This window comes from Pseudomonas sp. GW823-FHT06B06 (assembly GCF_058795195.1).
In genome coordinates this window covers 144154-161005 of record NZ_JBXAHO010000010.1, presented here as the reverse complement: position 1 = coordinate 161005, position 16852 = coordinate 144154, and the positions used below count along the sequence as shown (strand labels likewise).

Below are 16852 nucleotides of genomic sequence, written 5' to 3'. Positions count from 1 at the left end.
TACGGAAAGCACGAAAAATGTCTCCTGAGCGCAGCCCCTGCGCATGTCAACCTCTAGGAGCAAGACCAATGCACGTCAACAAAGCAACCCTCCAAACGATGGCCATCGCAGCGGCAATGGTGGTCGCCGGTACCGCGCTCGCGGGTACCGGCGGCGATACGTTCGATAGCGTGTGGATTACCTTGACTGAGTGGATGCAAGGTACCCTCGGCCGCATTCTGATCGGTCTGATGATCCTCACCGGCATCGGCGCGGGCGTTCTCCGCCAATCGCTTATGCCGTTCGTTACTGGCGTTGGCGGCGGTGTTGGCCTCTATGCTGCGCCGGATGTTATCGAGTCGGTAATGTCGGCAACTATCCCAGCAGCAGCTGTAGTCACCAACGCTCTCCAAGCCCTGCCTGTAGGCTTCTGATCTCAGTCAGAACGCCTCTCTGAAAGGCCTCTTTTTCCGACGCTAAAACGTCCTGAAAAAGAGGCCTTTTCTTTTCCGGGCCAAATACTCTGGGTGAATCGACTCAGGAGGTAAGCCCATGTTCAAACCAACCCGAACCATTCTTGCGATGACGCTGCTTGCATTGGCTGGCACCGCAGTAGCAGCGAGCCCTGCGGACAAGAACGCAGACAAGGTAGTGATGCTTCCTGCGTCTGCAATGCTGGCGATCGAGAAGAACGGCAAATTCGCCATCATCAGCGATACCGGCCGATTCATCATCCAGGGAACGGTTTATGACGTGTGGGCGAAGAAAGAGTTAAAAACCATCGAGGATGCTCGGATCGCCGCCCACTACATCCCAGTGGATAAGACCAACCTCGGTTTCAAGGATCTCGCCCCCCTCACAGTCGGCAACGGTGAGAAAGCAATCACCATGTTCTCCGACCCTGCTTGTGGTTTCTGCAAAGAGATCATTCAACAAGCCCGCTCATCCCTTCCCGAGGGGTATCGACTCGACGTGCTGATGTTGCCGCTGCTCAGCCAAGAGAGCGCGATTCGCACCAAAGAACTCCTCTGCGCGAAAGACAAGGTTGCTGCGTGGAAAGCCGGCGCTTCCGGCGACATGAAAACTCCTCTCGAACAGCTCCCAACCGCGCAGTGTGATCTCGATGTGATCTCGAAGCGCCGGATGACAGCTCAGTTTCTTGGAGCTCGAAATGTCCCTTTCCTCATTCGTGATGACGGTTTGACCCGAGAAGGCAAGCCTGAAGAAGGCCTGCGCGCCTGGATTGAATCGAATCGCACCCTCTAAGGAATTCAGAAATGCTCAAAGCGCTTATCCGCTCAACACCGCGGCTCTCGAAGCTGATCAACGGCCTCGCCTACGAGCCGAATCTTTACCTGTTCCAGCTGGAAGGGAACCGCCTAGGATTCGCATTCCTGTGTTCCCCGCTCTCAGGCTCAAACGGGGATGAAGGCGACCGCCTGAAGGCTGGTTTGACGGTCGACTGGCCTGAGAAGACAACAATCCAGTTCAGCCTGATTTGCACTGAAAATATCAATGAGATGAAGACGGGATTCCTTCGCCTGCGTCGGGCCTTCCGTGAATCTGGCCGCACTGACCTTCCCGTGGAAACCCAAGCCTTGCTGGAGAAAGTGACGAACGCGCGGGCCGAGTATTTCAGTGACCGAACCATGCGCCCAGTTGATTCAATCTCAGGTGTACGCATTCGTGAACAGAGCCTGGTCGTATCCGTAACAATTCCGATCGCCAATGCGTTGCCTACCCAGACAGAAGCGAACGCGGCGAAGGAGCTTTTCGACGGACTGCGAACCTCGCTGGACAGCTGCAACCTGGCAGCCGTGCCGCTCACCAACGATTCCTACCGTGAAATTTTCTCCTCCATCCTGAACCAAGGGCCATCGGCATCGTGGCGCGAAGATCCGGACATGAAGGCGGACACAGACAAGCCCCTGAATGAGCAGATCCTCGACTACAACCGCAGCCTCGACGTGAAGAAAGACCACCTTCAGATCGGAGATGACTGCTTTGTAAAAACGCTGTCGGCCAAGCGCTTCCCTGATGTCATGTGGCAGGGCGATGCCTCTCAGTACCTCGCTGACATTCTGTCCCAGCGCGGCGGAATCCGGGGTAACTGCATCATCAACATGACCCTGTATTTCCCTCCCCAGCTGGAAACAAAGGACAAGCTGTCGAAGCGCCGCCAATGGGCCATCAACCAGAGCTTCGGCCCGATGGTGCATTTCGTACCCGTTCTACGGAAGACGAAGGAAGCCTATGACACGCTGTTTGAAGATCTCGACAAAGGGCTTCCCAACGTACAGGCGACAATGACCCTCGTGGTATTCGGCCGGAACCGGGAAGACCTCATTCAGGCAGCGTCGAATGCGAAGAGCCATTTTGCCACGCAGGGCTTCAGCCTCATGGAGGACAAGTTCTGTGTGCTGCCCGTGTTCGTGAACTCCCTGCCTATGTGTGCCGACCCGGATGCGATGAGGGAGCTGTTCCGGTTCAAGACATTGAGCCTCACCCAGGCATTACCTTTGCTGCCGATTTATGGCGATTGGAAGGGCACTGGAACCCAGGTGGCCCCGTTCATTTCCCGAAACGGTCAGCCGGTTAGCTTCAACCTCTTTGACTCCGACACCAATTACAACGCGATGATCGCGGCCCAGTCGGGCTCCGGTAAGTCGTTTGCGACCAACTATCTCATCACGTCGTATCTGAGCATTGGAGCGAAGGTGTGGGTCATCGACGTGGGCCTGTCCTACCTAAAGCTATCTGAGGCGTACAAGGGCGACTTTGCACGCTTTGACCAGGAGTCGAATCTCTGTCTCAACCCCTTCGAGCTGATTGAGGACTACAGCGAGGAGGAGGATGTCCTGGTTGGGCTGCTCTCTGCCATGGCTGCCCCAACCGTGCCCCTGATCGACTTCCAAACTGCCGGGCTAAAAAGGCACCTCACACAATGCTGGGAAGAGCTGGGCAAGACGATGATCGTCGACAACATCGCCGATTCTCTACTTGGCGACCCAGATCCGCGTATTCAAGACATTGGCCATCAGCTCTTCGCATTCACCTCGAAGGGGCAGTACGGCCGTTTCTTTAACGGGAAGAACAATCTCAACTTCAAGAATCCCTTCACCGTACTCGAGCTTGAGGAACTGAAGGGCCGCCAACACCTTCAGCAAGTGGTGCTCCTTCAGCTGATCTACCAAATCCAGCAGGACATGTACCTCGGTGAGCGTGACCGCCCGAAAATTGTGATCATCGATGAAGCCTGGTCGCTGCTCTCCCAGGGCAACGTTGGTGAATTCATTGAGCACGGTTACCGGCGATTCCGGAAATATGGGGGTAGTGCCATCGTCATTACCCAGGGGGTCAACGACCTCTATCAGAACAAAGTCGGACAGGCCATTGCTGAAAACTCCGCGTTCACCCTCCTACTCGGTCAAAAGGCCGAAGCTATTGATGCTATCCAGGAAAACAAGCGTCTGCCGCTGGGAGAGGGTGGCTATCGAATCCTGAAGACTGTTAAGTCGTACAAGGGGCATTACTCCGAGATCTTCATGCTCACCCCCCGCGGGGCCGGTATCGTGCGCCTCACGGTGGACCCATATTCGATCCTCCTCTACTCGACCGCACCTGAAGATGTGCAGGCGATCCGAAATTACACGCTCACTGGCGTTCCGCAGGATGAGGCAATTCTGCGCGTGCTCCGTGACCGAGGTGTCGAGTACAGCTCTAATCCGGCGGAAGTCGCGTAATGGCGTTGTCGAACCCCTTCAGCATTGAGGCCAAGGTGCGAAGGGCAATGGCGAAGGTTGAGCGAGATCGAGCTCCAAAGCGACTCTCGGCAGCCTTTCTCGGCAAAGGCCTACTCTTTTCCGCAGTGGTTGCCGGCAGCGTTGTGCTGCTGGCATCCCGTTATTCGATCGCTATCGCTAGCCAGGACTCCCTATGCCTGCCCCCTTACAGGCTATGGATCATCGATAAAAAGCAGGATGACCTGGTGCGAGGGGAAATCTATGCCTTTCACTCCAAAGGTCTGAGTCCGATTTTTGCTGACGGCACGATCATCGTGAAGGTGCTCGAGGGGATGCCTGGCGATCGCGCCAAGGTCACGCTTGATGAGACAACCATCAATGGCGTGTCCGTGGGCAAAGGGCTTCAGGTAGCCAACCAGCACGGGATTGATCCCCAGAAATACGTTCGGGAAGGGGAAATAGGCGAGGGCCGTTACTGGTTCTTCGGCCGCACGCCAGATTCTTTCGACTCCCGCTACTGGGGCTCAGCGTCGACGGACCAAATCATCGGGAAGGCGTATCCAATATGGTGAAAAAGCAACTAGCCATGTGCATTGGGCTGGCCTTCGGCTGCACGATGGCCATCGCCGGCGATGACCTTGGCATTCGCAAGTACGACATCAATGAATTCGATCCGGCGCTCCTCGAGCAGGTCAGGGAAATCAGCCGAAATGCGAAAGCGGCACGCGATGAAGTAAGCGGCCGCGATGACATGAGTTGGGTGGGTGAGATGGCCGAAAAGGCGATCGCTCAAGGCAGTGATGAGGAGTCCCTGCAGAACGAGTCAGCACTCGCCAGCGCAGATGGCTCAGATCGCGAGAAAAAACATCCCCTGGGCGATGGAAACCGCACTCTAATATTCGTGTCGTGGTCGATGGGAGCCACTGCCCTCAAAGACATACTGCTGTCCTTTGACGGACTGCCTGGTGTTGGCATCGTTTTTCGAGGCATCCCTGATGGTATGTCGATGAGCGATGCTGTGACCAAAATGCACCTCCTCACGCAAGAGACGCAAAGCACTGTGAGTGTTCTGCTCGATCCTCTCGCATTCCAGCGTCATAGCGTTTCAGCCGTCCCCACCGTCGCTCTCGAAGCACCGAATGATGCATTGATCGCTAAAGCTGCTGGTTCGTCCTCTGTCAGCTATATCGAGGGGGCCGTTAAGGATGGTAAGCGTGGGGATCTAGGCACTATTGGCACTACACAGGAAATCATCGAGCCAGACCTCATGGAGGTTGCGAAACAGCGCATCGCAGAGCTGGACACCGACGCCATGAAGAAGCGAGCGATCGCTCGATTTTGGGATAACCACAAAGGGCACCCATTGCCGCCGGTAACGGAGAGTGCGACACGTCTCGTCGACGCATCTGTCATCGTTCCTAATGACATCCTCGACAGCCAAGGAAGGGTTGTTCAGAAGGCGGGGAGGATCAATCCACTCGACATGATGCCGTTTGACCAGAAACTGGTCGTGATTGATCCGACGCAGCCTTGGCAGGTTGCCCTGGCCAGGCGTGAATATGCAGACCATGGGGCAAATCTGACCGTCACGGTGATGGCGACTCAGATTCCCACTGCCTCTGGTTGGGATCTGTTCAACAGCGTTCAAGACAGCCTGGATGCGCCCTTGTACCTGCTGCCGCCTGACATGGCGGAGCGCTTCCAAATCCTTCGAGCCCCATCTGTCGTAACAGCCGACACCAAAAACTTTATCGTCCGCGAGGTTGCTCAAACAGCCTTCGAGGAGGCCAATCATGAGCATCAATAAGGTAATAACCGCCGCAATTCTGGTGATTGCAGGCATGTTTTCCCTGCCAGGGGTAGCGGCTGAGGCGTCCTCTTCCGGAGAGGTGATGTGTGAGGACTCTGGCCTTTTTGGTCCGAAGCTGTTCACCGACATCTGCTGGGCGTGCCTTTTCCCAATTCGTGTTTCTGGTGTGCAAATAACCCCCGGCACAGCCCCCGCGAAGGCTACAAAAATGGTCTTCTGCATCTGCCAGCAAGGCTCGTCCTCGATCTACAAGCCCGGAATCATCACGGCAATGTGGGAGCCAGCACGGATGGTTGAAACTGTCCGTAAGCCCGGCTGCTCGCCAACCCTAGGTGGTGTAACGCTGCCGCTTGGCAACAAGCGCAGCTATGGCCGGCTTCGGCAGGACAACAGCACCCAGACAGGTCAGGCTGCCGGTTCGTTCTACCACGCCCATCTGTATGCATTCCCGCTACTTCAGATCCTCGATCTCTACACGCCTACCAAATGCAACCCGGACGGTTATCTCGACCTCGATATCATCTCTTTCACTGAGATCGACCCGACTTGGAACAACGGCACGTTGGCTTTCTTCCAGCACCCTGAGTCCGCGGCCGTAGCAAATCCAATTGCCATTGCGGCCTGTGCTGCCGAATCCGCCCTGGTAACCGCCCGGAAGGAGCCTCTGGAGTCGCTTTGGTGGTGTACCGGGACGTGGGGGAGCATCTATCCGTTTGCCGGCGTAACAGTGGCGCAAGATGCAAACCGGACGACAGCATTGCTGGCTGCGCGAGTGATCGCTCAGCAACACCGCAGGGGCCTCGCTCGTCGCACTATGGGCGATGAAAACGTGTGCAAGGCGGGTATCTACCCGACGATTCCGAAAAGCCAGTACAAAGTGACCCAGTTTTGGCCAAAGTCGCAGAACAGCAGAGCAATGTGGCTCGGAGAACCGCCGCAGACTTGGGAGGGTGGGCCTAGTCGGCATGTTCCAGGTACAGGGAACGATGCCATGTACATGTTCTGGCGATGGACAGATTGCTGCTCGAAGCTCTAATGGAGAATCCGCCCGTAAGGGCGGATTTGCGATGGTATGAATGACTTTCTAATGCTGTACCTACCCCCGGTTTTTATTCTGGGGATTCTCGCGGGCATCGCCCACGTTCGTCTACTTGAATTCCCGGCCTACCGAGGGTGGTGGGGTGAGTACAAGGTGAACTTCATGCTCCGCCTATGCCTCAGTGGCGAATACAAAGTGTTCGCCAACGCGATCTATCGCGGCAAGACAAGGGGAGAGTCGACACAGGTTGACCACATTATCGTGTCGCGCTACGGGATCTTTGTCCTGGAAACGAAGTGTTTCAAGGGAAAGATCATTACCTACCCAGAAGCCCCCGAGAGCTGGTTGCAGATCGTCGGCCGAAGGAAATATCGCGTGCAAAACCCGCTGATGCAGAACTATGCACACGTGAAGGCAGTTCAGAAGGTCACCGGAGTCCACTCTCAGAAAATCCACAGCTACGCAGTGATGGCAGGGCAGGCCAGCTTCACTTATGGAATGCCTGAGCGGGTCTACAGCATTTGGGGCGTGATTCGTAAAATCCAGTCCTACAAAGCCCCGGTTTTTACTCGGGGCCATGTGGTGTCAATTTGCCGGGCGCTGAGCGAGCGCAGAATCAAGGGAGGGTATTGGGCTGCAAGACGGCATGTCGAAAAGCTGAAGCGCCGAGGCGAGGATGGATCTACAACGTGCCATGAAGATAGACCCCGAGAGGAACACCTATCGCCACCCCAACAAGAACAGCAGCAGTGACAGAGATGATTGCGACCGTATCCCAAAATACTGCCTCTGGTGGCGCTTCAAGCGATTCGTGGGTGGCCAGCTCTTCTGCCCACAGTGGGATGGCTTCGCGGGGAGGAGGCTGATCCGTCGCTTGTATGCGTCTTCTACTGGTTCTTGCCGGTGTTGACGTAAGATCATCAAGCATAATGACTCTCCTAAGTAAAACGCCCCGCAATGCGGGGCGTTTTCATTACTGGCGCGATCAAGCAACGGCTTCTTCAGGAAGCGAGTCGAGAGCGTCGGCATTGCCATCAGGCTCAATGTGACCCGCAGCCTCGCGCTCCTCCTTCTCAGCGCTCACTTTGGCTTCAGCCTTCTCAATATCTTCCTGGAGCTCTGCAACCTTGCTGGCGTATGCCTTTGCTCGCGCGCTCTGACCGAGGCCAACGAGTGAGCGGATCAGCCGGGCCATTTGGTTGCTCTTGTTTGCACGAAATTCCTCAGCTTCCGAGCTATCGATTTTCTCATGCAGCCAGGCGGTATCGACCTGGATAATCAGATGGTCAAATGCCTGAAGCAGGCTGCTCATCCGCTTGATTTCTGGGCTGGTGATTTCGAATTCACGAGTCAGTGGGGAGCTGTACCCTGCAAGCTCTTTGATTCCCAAGCTCTTCAAAAGCGTGTCCATCCGCTCAGACTCGTCACGCACGGCTACTTCCATGCGCTCGATTTTCTTCGAGACCGCATCAACCACCGCTTTGTGATCAAAGGTCTTGAGGTTTTTCGCCAGCTTGCGGGACGTAACGTCGATGATAAAAAGGGCCGTCATGAGGCTATCGAAACGGTTGCCGGCGAAGAACTTGGCCTGCTCCGTGTTCAGTACCATTTTTCCTTTGAGGGATGGCTTGGAGTATTGGTATTTCGTAGGTTGTGGTTGAGCGGTCGCCATTAGCGGTTTCTCCGGATGTTGGTGGCCAGCCTATTGCACCAGCTTGCGGAGCCTCTGGATTTCGATTTCACGCACGAATAGCGTCGGAATTTGAGGTGCGTTTTTCTGGTTGACGACAGAGTGAAATGGCGGCGAGAATTGCGGCACTCATCGGCCAAGGTCGATTAAGAATTTGCCTCCTGGAGGCCATTGACCCTAAGTGACAGCATGCTGCTGCCACTGGTACCCAAGACGTGTATGCGTCTGGGAGAAAGCCAAGCTGAGCTTATCAGCTAAAAAACCAAGCCTGCGTTCGCGTAGTGCCGATCAAAAAAGGAAGCCATAGGGCTTCCTTTTTTTGTGTCAAAAAAACCCTGACGGGGAACTCCCGTTAGGGCGTTCTCCGTTCTTAAAAAATGGAGAACTGAAAAATGGCATCTACAACCCTCAAAGTTAAAGTGCTGACCGCGTTTGGCTTCCTCGTTGCGATGTTGGGAGCTGTATACGCACCGCAGTTTGCAGAGCAGATTTTGCCCTTCGCATTCTGTGTGTTCCTCGCTGTGGTACTTCTGAACGCTGAGCAGATCCTGCTGGGTGTTTCTCGGTATCTGCGCAGCTGCCTGAAGGCCTCGTACCCTCAGGCAACTAAGACCTCTCAAGTCGCAGCCAACGCCAGTTGGTGTGACAGCATCGATTATGACAACTACTACATTCCCTCCTACCTGCGTCGCCAGGGAGAAGAGCAATGATCCGTGTTGACTTCGATGTTCCTAGCTACCTCCGACTGCAACAAGGCCTTTGCATTGTCTCTGACCGCCTCGCGCACAAGCTGCCCGAGCCGGAGCATCAGGAAACGACGCAGCCTCTCGAAACTGTTGTGATCAACAAGCTGTATCGGCCGCAAGATCGCAAACAGGTTGCACCGATCGAGAATCAACAGCCGGACGAGATCAAGGGAGAGTTCATCCCTCGCGATTCACAACCCGAGCGCCAAGAAAAAGCGTCAGCAGTCGAATCCGCCGAAGGCGGTGATGACCATGGCGCGCGTGCTACTGAGATCAACTTTCAGGGTGTGGCTGGCAAGTCCGTGACCGGTGAATACCGCGGGTCTGGATTTGCGCCGTATCGGTTCCGCAAGAAGAACGGAAACTCGTTCTTTCTTCGGATCGGTGAGCACCTGGTTTGGGGGATTGAGCTTAGCGCTCAGCTCCGCCAGTCCGGCGCGCAACAAGGTGACGTTATCTCGCTGACCTTCCTCGGGAAAACCCCCGTGAAAGTGCTCAAAGAGGTCGATGTCAACGGCAAGAAAGAACAGGACTGGGTTGATACCTACCGCAACTCCTGGGAAATCAAGATCGTGTAATAGCCAGCAAATGCGCCCTTCGGGGCGCATCTCAACCAAACGGAGGTACCCATGTCCAAAGACTCAGAAGGCAATTACGCCCCAGAGAAGCAAGATGTGCTGGTAGCCGCTGATGGCCGCTGGCATGACATATACGCAAGCCTCGCATCTTCATTGGTGCCGGCTCACAAAAAAGCAGGGCGTGGGGTTCCATGTCCGGTGCATGGTGGGGAAGACGGTTTTAAGATTTTCCGTAAGACGGCAGGCTCGTCGAGCGGCGGGATCTGCCGTACCTGCGGGGTCAAGGCTGATGGCATAGCCTTGCTGATGTGGGTCAACCGCTGGAGCTTTCACCATGCTTTACAGGAGGTTGGAGCATTGCTCCGGGTCAAAGACCCGTATGGACGCACCGCTGATGGATTTATCCCAAGCGTTGTAATCCGTAAGGAGCGAGCCCCAGCAAAACCAGAGGTTTCAGACGATTGGCTGCGTGAAGCTATGCGCAACCTGTGGAAGGGAACCGTTCCTCTCACAGACCCATCAGCGGAACCAGCAAGGCTCTATCTTCGCTCCCGAGGCATTCTTGCTTGGGACCGACCAGAGCTGAGCCGCTACGTTCGCTTTCATCCGGAATTGACCTACAAGGACAAAGCCGGCAAGCGTTCTAAGCATCCAGGGATAGTGTGTACGCTTATCGATCCTGAAGGCCAGGCTGTGACCATCAACCGTCACTATCTGACAATGAAGGGTGAGAAAGCTGATCTCGCTGAGCCGAAAAAAATGTTTCCAATCCCCAGCAACCGCAAGCTTCCCGGTTGTGCGGTGCCAACATCGCATCCAGGAGAAGTCTTGGATGTATGTGAAGGATTGGAAACAGCTCTGTCGGTGGAAACAGCCATGGGTATACCCGTATGGCCCTTGGTGAATTCCTACCTTTTGGAGAGCTTCGTACCACCAGCCTGCACCAAAGCAGTCCGAATCTGGGCTGACAAGGACCGCAAGGAGGGCGGCCAGAAAGCGGCATTCGCTTTAAAAAAACGTCTGTGGGAAATGGGGATCAAGGCGCAAATAATGTTGCCGGACATGCCCATCCCTGACGGCTCCAAAGGTGTCGATTGGAATGATGTTCTTCGTGAACGTGGTTCTCTCGGCTTCCTCGGCCACGAGGTCTATCGCGCACAGCGATAGGCCTCTGGCCTTCTCGACTCTCCTCTCTTTTTCCGACCGTAAAAGCGCCTGAAAACGCGCCCCCTCCTGTTGGCCAACGCTCACAATTCGAGCATCCCCATCTTGGCCAGACGGACTCATGACGCCCCTAAAATTCCCCATCTTGTTGCTTGCTGCCGCTATAAGCAGCATTTCTCTTGCGGGAGAGACCAAGCCCGCCGAGTCAAAAACGCCCCAGGTTGCTGGTTCTTCGTTCTATCAGGACAAAGAACGCGGCTGGTTCTGGTACGAAGATCCGCCTCCTGAACAGGAACCCCAGAAAACTGAGCCCGCGCCGGTTCCAGCGGCCCCACCACCTGCCGAAACGGAAGCCTCCGAGCCGCCCGCGCCCGAGTTGCCACCGACTGGCAGCGTGGCGTGGATTCGGGAAATGCTTCCGAAGCTGCGTGATGCAGCCATGGATAACCCCACGAAGGAGAATGTGAGTGCGTACTTCTGGGCTCAGCGAATCATGCTCGACAAGGCCGAGCGATTCTCGCGTCACTCCGTCGAGGTAATCCGTAATGACCCCTTCCTCGACGAGGATATGCGTTATCCCGCCTCCAACGCCGCCTCCGACGCTCTAGCGACGGCGGCCGGCAAGCAGAAAGAAACCCTGCTGAAGCTCATCGCTGGCAGCTCTGCGCTGATGTTCTTCTACAACGGTAACGACTGCATTCTTTGCGAACAGGCCCTGGCAGCGGTCTCTGCACTCGAGTTCAGGTACGGGTTTACTGTCATGCCCGTCTCTATGGATGGGGCACCCCTTCCTGGCGGCAAATACCCAAACACGCAGTACGACACTGGGCTCGCAGAGCAGCTTGGCATCATCACCTCGCCGGCGCTGGCCCTGGTCATCCCTCCGAATGACGTGAAGATCGTCAGCTTCAGCACCGTTTCAATGGAGACGGCAACCACTCGGATTCTAATGGCGGCGAATGAAGCGGGGCTTATTTCCGATCAGGAATACAACGCCACATCCCGCCTTAACACCATGGGTTTGATCGACGCCACAAAATTGGCTGACGCCCCGCCCGATGCAACCAAAAACCCTAACGAATTCGTGAATCGGATGCGCGATGAAGCTCGTCGTGCCTTTCAAAAAGACAACGGAGGTGCCCAGTGAAAATCAAACCGATCGCCCTTGCTGTAGCGCTGATGGTGCCCTTCGGGGCTCACGCGAACATTCAACAGCAGGTCAATGAAATGTTCAGCGGCATGATCAACGTCACCAGTCCAGGGGCATATAAAACAGCCACACGCGGCGTTATTACCGGCGGGTCCGTTGTCCTTCGGAATCGGATATCCACCGCCAACCTCATCAGCATTACCCCGCCAAGCGCAAAGGGTGGATGCGGGGGGATCAACCTTTACAGCGGCTCGTTCTCCTTTATCAACGGCGAAGAGTTTGTAGCGCTCATGAGGAATGTGGCGTCGAACGCGGCTGGCATTGTTTCGGGCTTTGCCTTTGAGTTGGCCCTCGATGCGATGGACGCTCAGACAGGTGGTGTGATCCGCAACCTGGCCAACAAGATCCAGGCGCTCAATCAAATGTTTTCCAACAGCTGCCAGCTGGCGAGTGGGTTGGTTACGAATGCCAAAAAGGCATACGAAGAAAGCACCGACTTCAAATCCGCGATGACGGCCTTCGGGTCGAACGTCTCATCTGACTTCTTTACCGCGAAATCCACCAAAGAAGACTCACCAGCCAACCGGATTGCTGCCTCTGGTAAGGCCGTTCAATGTGAGAACACAGGGAATGTTCTGTGGTGCGCCATGATGAAGTCTGGCCTCCAGTCGCAGATCCTATTCGGCAGCGACGAAAACGCGGAATTCATCATGTCGATGGTCGGCAGCTACAACGTGTCGCTCACCAACGACGCCAGCGGGGGGAAAAACTTCGCTGCGCATCCCATGCCGAAGCTGATCACCGGCGAAGGTCTGAAGATTCTTGTTGAGGGCTCGGCCAACCTTGATGTCAAGGTCTACCAGTGCGACCAGGATGACCCGGACTGCTCAGACCCGAACATCCGAACTCTCACCAGCTTCAAGGGCCTCGAGACTCGAATCCTAGAGGATCTTCAAAACAACGGAATCCTTGAGCGTTTTGCGAACGGCACTGCAACCGCTGCTGACGGAAACCGGATTGCATACCTCGCATCAAGCCGAGTAGGGGTGAATTTGATGAAGATCACCCAGAAGGCAGGGGCTCAATCCGGTTATGACTATCTGAACCAGTTCGCCAAGAAAATTGCTGCTGATGCTTCGATGAGCCTGATTTATCAGCTGCTTGGGCATACAGAGAAAGGCCTGACCAGCCTGAATATGGCGGATGCAGGGAAGGTGATTGAGGACCTGCGGGCTACCAAGGGTGAGCTCATGGATGAATACCGCTCGTACATCGAGGAAGCAATGCAAGGCAAAGATGCCGATGGCCAAGCCGAGAAAATGCTCCAGATGGCCCCTGTGTTTGATAATGGAACCCTGCCACAGGGAACCATCAACGATAACGCAGGCGCGTAACGGAGATATCCATGGACTTCACTATCTACACGACAGGCAGCGCCGAGTTCCTTGAGATCATGCTCAATGCCTGCGCAATGATCACAGGCAGCGGTGACGCAGAAGACCTTGCCCGTATTGGCGCGCTGATAGGCTTATTTCTGTTGGCGTTCCAAGCTGTTTTCAATAACCAGGCCATTACCTTCGGAAAGGCGGGCCTTGTGCTCGTCCTTTACATGATGTTCTACGGCCCTACAGCCACCACTGTTATCGAGGATACGGTGTCGTCGCAGGTGCGGGTGGTGGACAACGTGCCTCTTGGCCCTGCCTTTGTCGGCTCAGTCATCTCAACGGTGGCCTACGGCATTACAAAAACCGCGGAGCAGGCATTTTCTACTCCAAGCATGACCGACTACGGGCTGTTCTCGAGTCTGAGCACATTGTCGAAAGTGCGCGACGCTCTTCGGAACCCGATGGCACTGGACGGCTTCCAAAACTACCGAAAAGCGGACGGGTGGGATCTGCCCCGATCGGTGAACGAGTACATGACATTCTGTTCACTGAACCCCGTGGCGCTGAGAACGGATAAGACCTTGACCGACCTGTACCGATCGCCTGGCTGGGCGGAGGTGCTGTCAAACCAGAACTCATCGATGTTCATCTACGTCTATGACGGTACCGCCGGCACCATGAAAAGCTGTGCAGAGGCGCGGTCGTTTCTCAACGCCCATTTGCAGAACGTCTATACAGACGTGCTAGAGGACATTCTCCAGAAAGGGTTCAGCGAAGAGGCCAAGACCAACCGCATGACCAGCGGTATCCAGGTTCAAGCCGCTACTGACCAAGCTATTCAGAGCCTCGCACTGAGTAGCAAGTCGGCTCAGGACTACGTTTTGACTTCGCTAATTGCGCCGATTTTCAACGATTCCCGTGTCGATGCCATGAACCATTGGCAAGAGCAAAGAGCCGCAATGGCTCTTCGCGAATCGCTCAACCAGCAAGAAATTCAATGGGCGGGGAAGGGCGACAGCTTCAAACACTACATGAGACCGATGATCGCCTTCTTCGAGGGCATGCTCTATGCGATGACGCCGTTCATGGCCTTTGCTTTGCTCCTGGGTGGGCCTGGCCTTTCTATCCTCGGCAAGTATCTCGTGTTGCCGCTGGCGGTGGGTTTGTGGATGCCGCTGTTGAGTATCGTGAATGCTTTTACCCTCTGGTATGCAGGCTCCCAGATGGAAGCCGTATTCAACGGCTACGACCCCACAGGTTCTGGTTTCGCAATGCTCCAACTCATGGACATAGACAAAGCCATCGGCAAGGCACTGGGTATTGGCGGTCTGCTTGCGGCGTCCGTGCCTCCATTGGCACTGTTCATCGTTTCCGGCTCTGCCATGGTTGCCAACAGCGTCATGAGCCAAATGACGGCAGGCGACAAATTCAAGTCCGAAGACGTGAATCCTCGGGCCCAGGATAGCGCACCTGTTCTCAGTCAAAATGCCTCGTTTACTTCCGACCAGGTAAGCTCCGGGGTGAGCAGAACGGGATCGCCGCAGCTTGCTGAGACGATAACCGGCGACCAAGCTGCGAGTGCAGTCCTTCAGAGCGCCCAAACCGCCTCGCAAACGGCCACGAGCCAGTACCAGAGCAACCTCTCAGCGGCAGGCCAGCAACTAGCCTCGACGAGTACGGGGCGCGAAGCGATGACGCAAATGGGCGAAAGCATCAAAGCTAGCGATGCTCTCAAGCAAAGCTCTTCCTATAACCAGGCAGTTGAGAATCTTCGAAGCAGTGGTTTCTCTGAGTCGTCGATAAACATGGCAACCGCAGCCTCAGCGCTTGGTGGGCAAGCCGGCCTGAAAGGCATCATGGCCAACCTCAAAACCAGTGATGGCAAGTCGCTTTCCGAAATGAGCGGCACAGAGCGTCGAACTGCCGAAAAATCTCTCTCGCAGTTAAGTTCTTCCGTGGAGAGCGCTAACACCCGTGACCTGACATTTGCCACCGGTGATGCCTTCCGTGACTCGTCGATGGCCCAAAGTAGTGTTAGCAACACTGATCAGATAAATCAAAGCCGCACTGAAGCTCTACAGGCACAGAATACGTACAGCCAAGCGGCTTCTCAGCAAGACACCATCAGGGCAAGTCAAGGCCTCAATCTTCGCGATGCAGCGATCAAGTCGCTATCGAGAGGCGGGGTATCTCGAGCAGAGTCTGGCTTAGAACTTCAGCGCATGGCTGGTGCAACTGATGAAGGGAAAAAGCTCTTCGCTGAAGCATTTAATAGCCAAAGCATCAAAGATATGTCGTCGAATACGGACGAGCAGAGGGCGATGGCGGCAATCCGGGCGATTAACCAGCAAGGCAGGCTCGGCGAATTGGTCATGAGCCAATTCAATCCATTCGACTTCAACGTAGCTCAGGGTAATGCGGGAGAGTTTGCAAACATAGCAGACAAAGCCGGCGCAGCAACGGCCGGGAACTCAGGTTTGCAAGGCGAGTTCAATTCAAGATGGCAGGGTAACAGTGACGCATATGCAGGTGCTCAGGACATGAACATTTCTGCTAAGGAAGCGGCTGAAGACCAAGGTGCTGAGCTTGTCGGAAACCGTCATGCGGAGAACAGCCTAGCCCCACAACTCGCGCATGCTCGCAACAGTGAGGATGTTAGAGGGGCGGCAGATTCAGAGGCCGCGCAGCAACTATCGACCTTCGGTAAGAACTACGATGATAAGGGCTTGATGATCAAGGCCGCATCGGCGGTTCAGAGCATCCAGTCGGGCGGCAAAACGCTTACGAACTTCCTGGCTGGCAACGAGAACACACAATTCAGCAATGACGTTTCTGAAGGGCAGCAACTGGGGCTGACAGATAGCCAAGCCGCACTTCGAGCAGCTAGCCGGGCAGGCATGCCAACGGACTCTGATATTTATCAGTGGTCCTCCTACCACACCTACTCGGAAGCCATGATCGCGTCTGGCGGGGATGAAGACTATGCGAAGGGCGTCCATGCTTCATTGACGTACCAGGCAGCAGGAAGTGATGGAACATCTGCTGACCGGCCGGTTGTGGAAACTGTCGCTGCGGGCAATCGTCACAATCCCCTGCCCAAAAACTTTAGACCTGCGGCAATTGAAAATGCTGAACAACCCAAACAGGCCAGCGGACCGAGGAGACCGTCAATCGAATGAGTAAAAAAGGGGCTTTATAGCCCCTTTTTAGTTGAAGCCGACAAAGACAAATCGGTAGATCGCCATGACAGCGAAAAAGAGGGCGATTCCACCAATGATAGTCAGCTCCAAAGAAATCGCTCGAAGCCCAAGAATGGCATCACGACGCAAGCGAGCAAGCCCGCTTTTCCGAGGCATCCCATTCCACTCCTCGCTCAAACAGAAGGGGCAGATGCTTTTGAGAGGCTTCTCACCCCCGACCTGCACACCATCGACATAAATCGATCGCTCCATAACCACACGTGGAACCATCATTTTCTTGCAGCATTGGCACTCAGCCTTGTCGTTTCGCATCTCGTTCACCCCTCGAAAGTTCTTACCCTAAGAATCTCACAGCGCGCTGTAAACCC

General features: G+C 55.2%; 15 protein-coding genes. 13 read left to right on the top strand and 2 right to left on the bottom strand.

Features of this window, described 5'->3' with window-relative positions:
• The first annotated feature begins 68 nt into the window (after window positions 1-68).
• The 7 genes from traA (at window position 69) to AC1Q8Q_RS11895 (ending at window position 7324) form a co-directional block, all read left to right on the top strand.
• Window positions 69-413, top strand: coding sequence for a TraA family conjugative transfer protein (gene traA, locus AC1Q8Q_RS11925; RefSeq protein WP_013100908.1), 345 nt, complete (start codon window positions 69-71; stop codon window positions 411-413).
• 118 nt (window positions 414-531) lie between these two features.
• Entirely contained in the window at window positions 532-1245 is a 714-nt protein-coding gene (locus tag AC1Q8Q_RS11920) for a DsbC family protein (RefSeq protein ID WP_102685514.1), read from the top strand.
• An 11-nt stretch (window positions 1246-1256) separates the two neighbouring features.
• Window positions 1257-3722, top strand: a complete 2466-nt coding sequence (gene traC / locus AC1Q8Q_RS11915) for a type IV secretion system protein TraC (RefSeq protein WP_013100910.1) — start codon at window positions 1257-1259, stop codon at window positions 3720-3722.
• Complete coding sequence (locus tag AC1Q8Q_RS11910) at window positions 3722-4294, top strand: S26 family signal peptidase (protein ID WP_102685515.1); 573 nt, start codon at window positions 3722-3724, stop codon at window positions 4292-4294. The genes traC and AC1Q8Q_RS11910 overlap by 1 nt, the downstream gene beginning before the upstream one ends.
• The gene (locus AC1Q8Q_RS11905; RefSeq protein ID WP_102685516.1) at window positions 4288-5529 is read left to right on the top strand and encodes a TrbC family F-type conjugative pilus assembly protein; all 1242 of its coding nucleotides are present in this window, start codon (window positions 4288-4290) and stop codon (window positions 5527-5529) included. Before AC1Q8Q_RS11910 ends, AC1Q8Q_RS11905 begins: the two co-directional genes overlap by 7 nt.
• Complete coding sequence (locus AC1Q8Q_RS11900; protein ID WP_102685517.1) at window positions 5516-6568, top strand: TraU family protein; 1053 nt, start codon at window positions 5516-5518, stop codon at window positions 6566-6568. Before AC1Q8Q_RS11905 ends, AC1Q8Q_RS11900 begins: the two co-directional genes overlap by 14 nt.
• 36 nt (window positions 6569-6604) lie before the next feature.
• Window positions 6605-7324, top strand: coding sequence for a nuclease-related domain-containing protein (locus tag AC1Q8Q_RS11895; protein WP_256585967.1), 720 nt, complete (start codon window positions 6605-6607; stop codon window positions 7322-7324).
• Between the two features lie 232 nt (window positions 7325-7556).
• On the opposite strand, the gene AC1Q8Q_RS11890 is transcribed toward AC1Q8Q_RS11895, so the two are convergent.
• Complete coding sequence (locus tag AC1Q8Q_RS11890; RefSeq protein WP_102685519.1) at window positions 7557-8243, bottom strand: hypothetical protein; 687 nt, start codon at window positions 8241-8243, stop codon at window positions 7557-7559.
• Window positions 8244-8653: 410 nt separating this feature from the next.
• Here AC1Q8Q_RS11890 and AC1Q8Q_RS11885 point away from each other — a divergent pair, with 410 nt between their 5' ends.
• The 6 genes from AC1Q8Q_RS11885 (at window position 8654) to AC1Q8Q_RS11860 (ending at window position 16463) form a co-directional block, all read left to right on the top strand.
• Window positions 8654-8971, top strand: a complete 318-nt coding sequence (locus AC1Q8Q_RS11885) for a hypothetical protein (protein WP_102685520.1) — start codon at window positions 8654-8656, stop codon at window positions 8969-8971.
• Window positions 8968-9585, top strand: coding sequence for a DNA primase (locus tag AC1Q8Q_RS11880; RefSeq protein ID WP_102685521.1), 618 nt, complete (start codon window positions 8968-8970; stop codon window positions 9583-9585). Before AC1Q8Q_RS11885 ends, AC1Q8Q_RS11880 begins: the two co-directional genes overlap by 4 nt.
• Before the next feature lie 51 nt (window positions 9586-9636).
• Complete coding sequence (locus AC1Q8Q_RS11875; protein WP_102685522.1) at window positions 9637-10752, top strand: DUF7146 domain-containing protein; 1116 nt, start codon at window positions 9637-9639, stop codon at window positions 10750-10752.
• 118 nt (window positions 10753-10870) lie between these two features.
• A complete protein-coding gene (locus tag AC1Q8Q_RS11870) occupies window positions 10871-11896 on the top strand; it encodes a thioredoxin family protein (protein ID WP_102685523.1) in 1026 nt (341 codons plus the stop codon).
• Window positions 11893-13293 carry a conjugal transfer protein TraH gene (locus tag AC1Q8Q_RS11865; protein WP_047297003.1) on the top strand — a complete coding sequence of 467 codons (1401 nt, stop codon included), beginning with the start codon at window positions 11893-11895 and terminating at the stop codon, window positions 13291-13293. Before AC1Q8Q_RS11870 ends, AC1Q8Q_RS11865 begins: the two co-directional genes overlap by 4 nt.
• An 11-nt stretch (window positions 13294-13304) precedes the next feature.
• Window positions 13305-16463 (top strand): conjugal transfer protein TraG N-terminal domain-containing protein, encoded by a 3159-nt coding sequence (locus AC1Q8Q_RS11860; protein WP_047297001.1) that lies wholly within the window; start codon window positions 13305-13307, stop codon window positions 16461-16463.
• A 27-nt stretch (window positions 16464-16490) separates the two neighbouring features.
• On the opposite strand, the gene AC1Q8Q_RS11855 is transcribed toward AC1Q8Q_RS11860, so the two are convergent.
• Window positions 16491-16796, bottom strand: coding sequence for a hypothetical protein (locus AC1Q8Q_RS11855; protein WP_043859881.1), 306 nt, complete (start codon window positions 16794-16796; stop codon window positions 16491-16493).
• Between the last annotated feature and the right edge of the window lie 56 nt (window positions 16797-16852).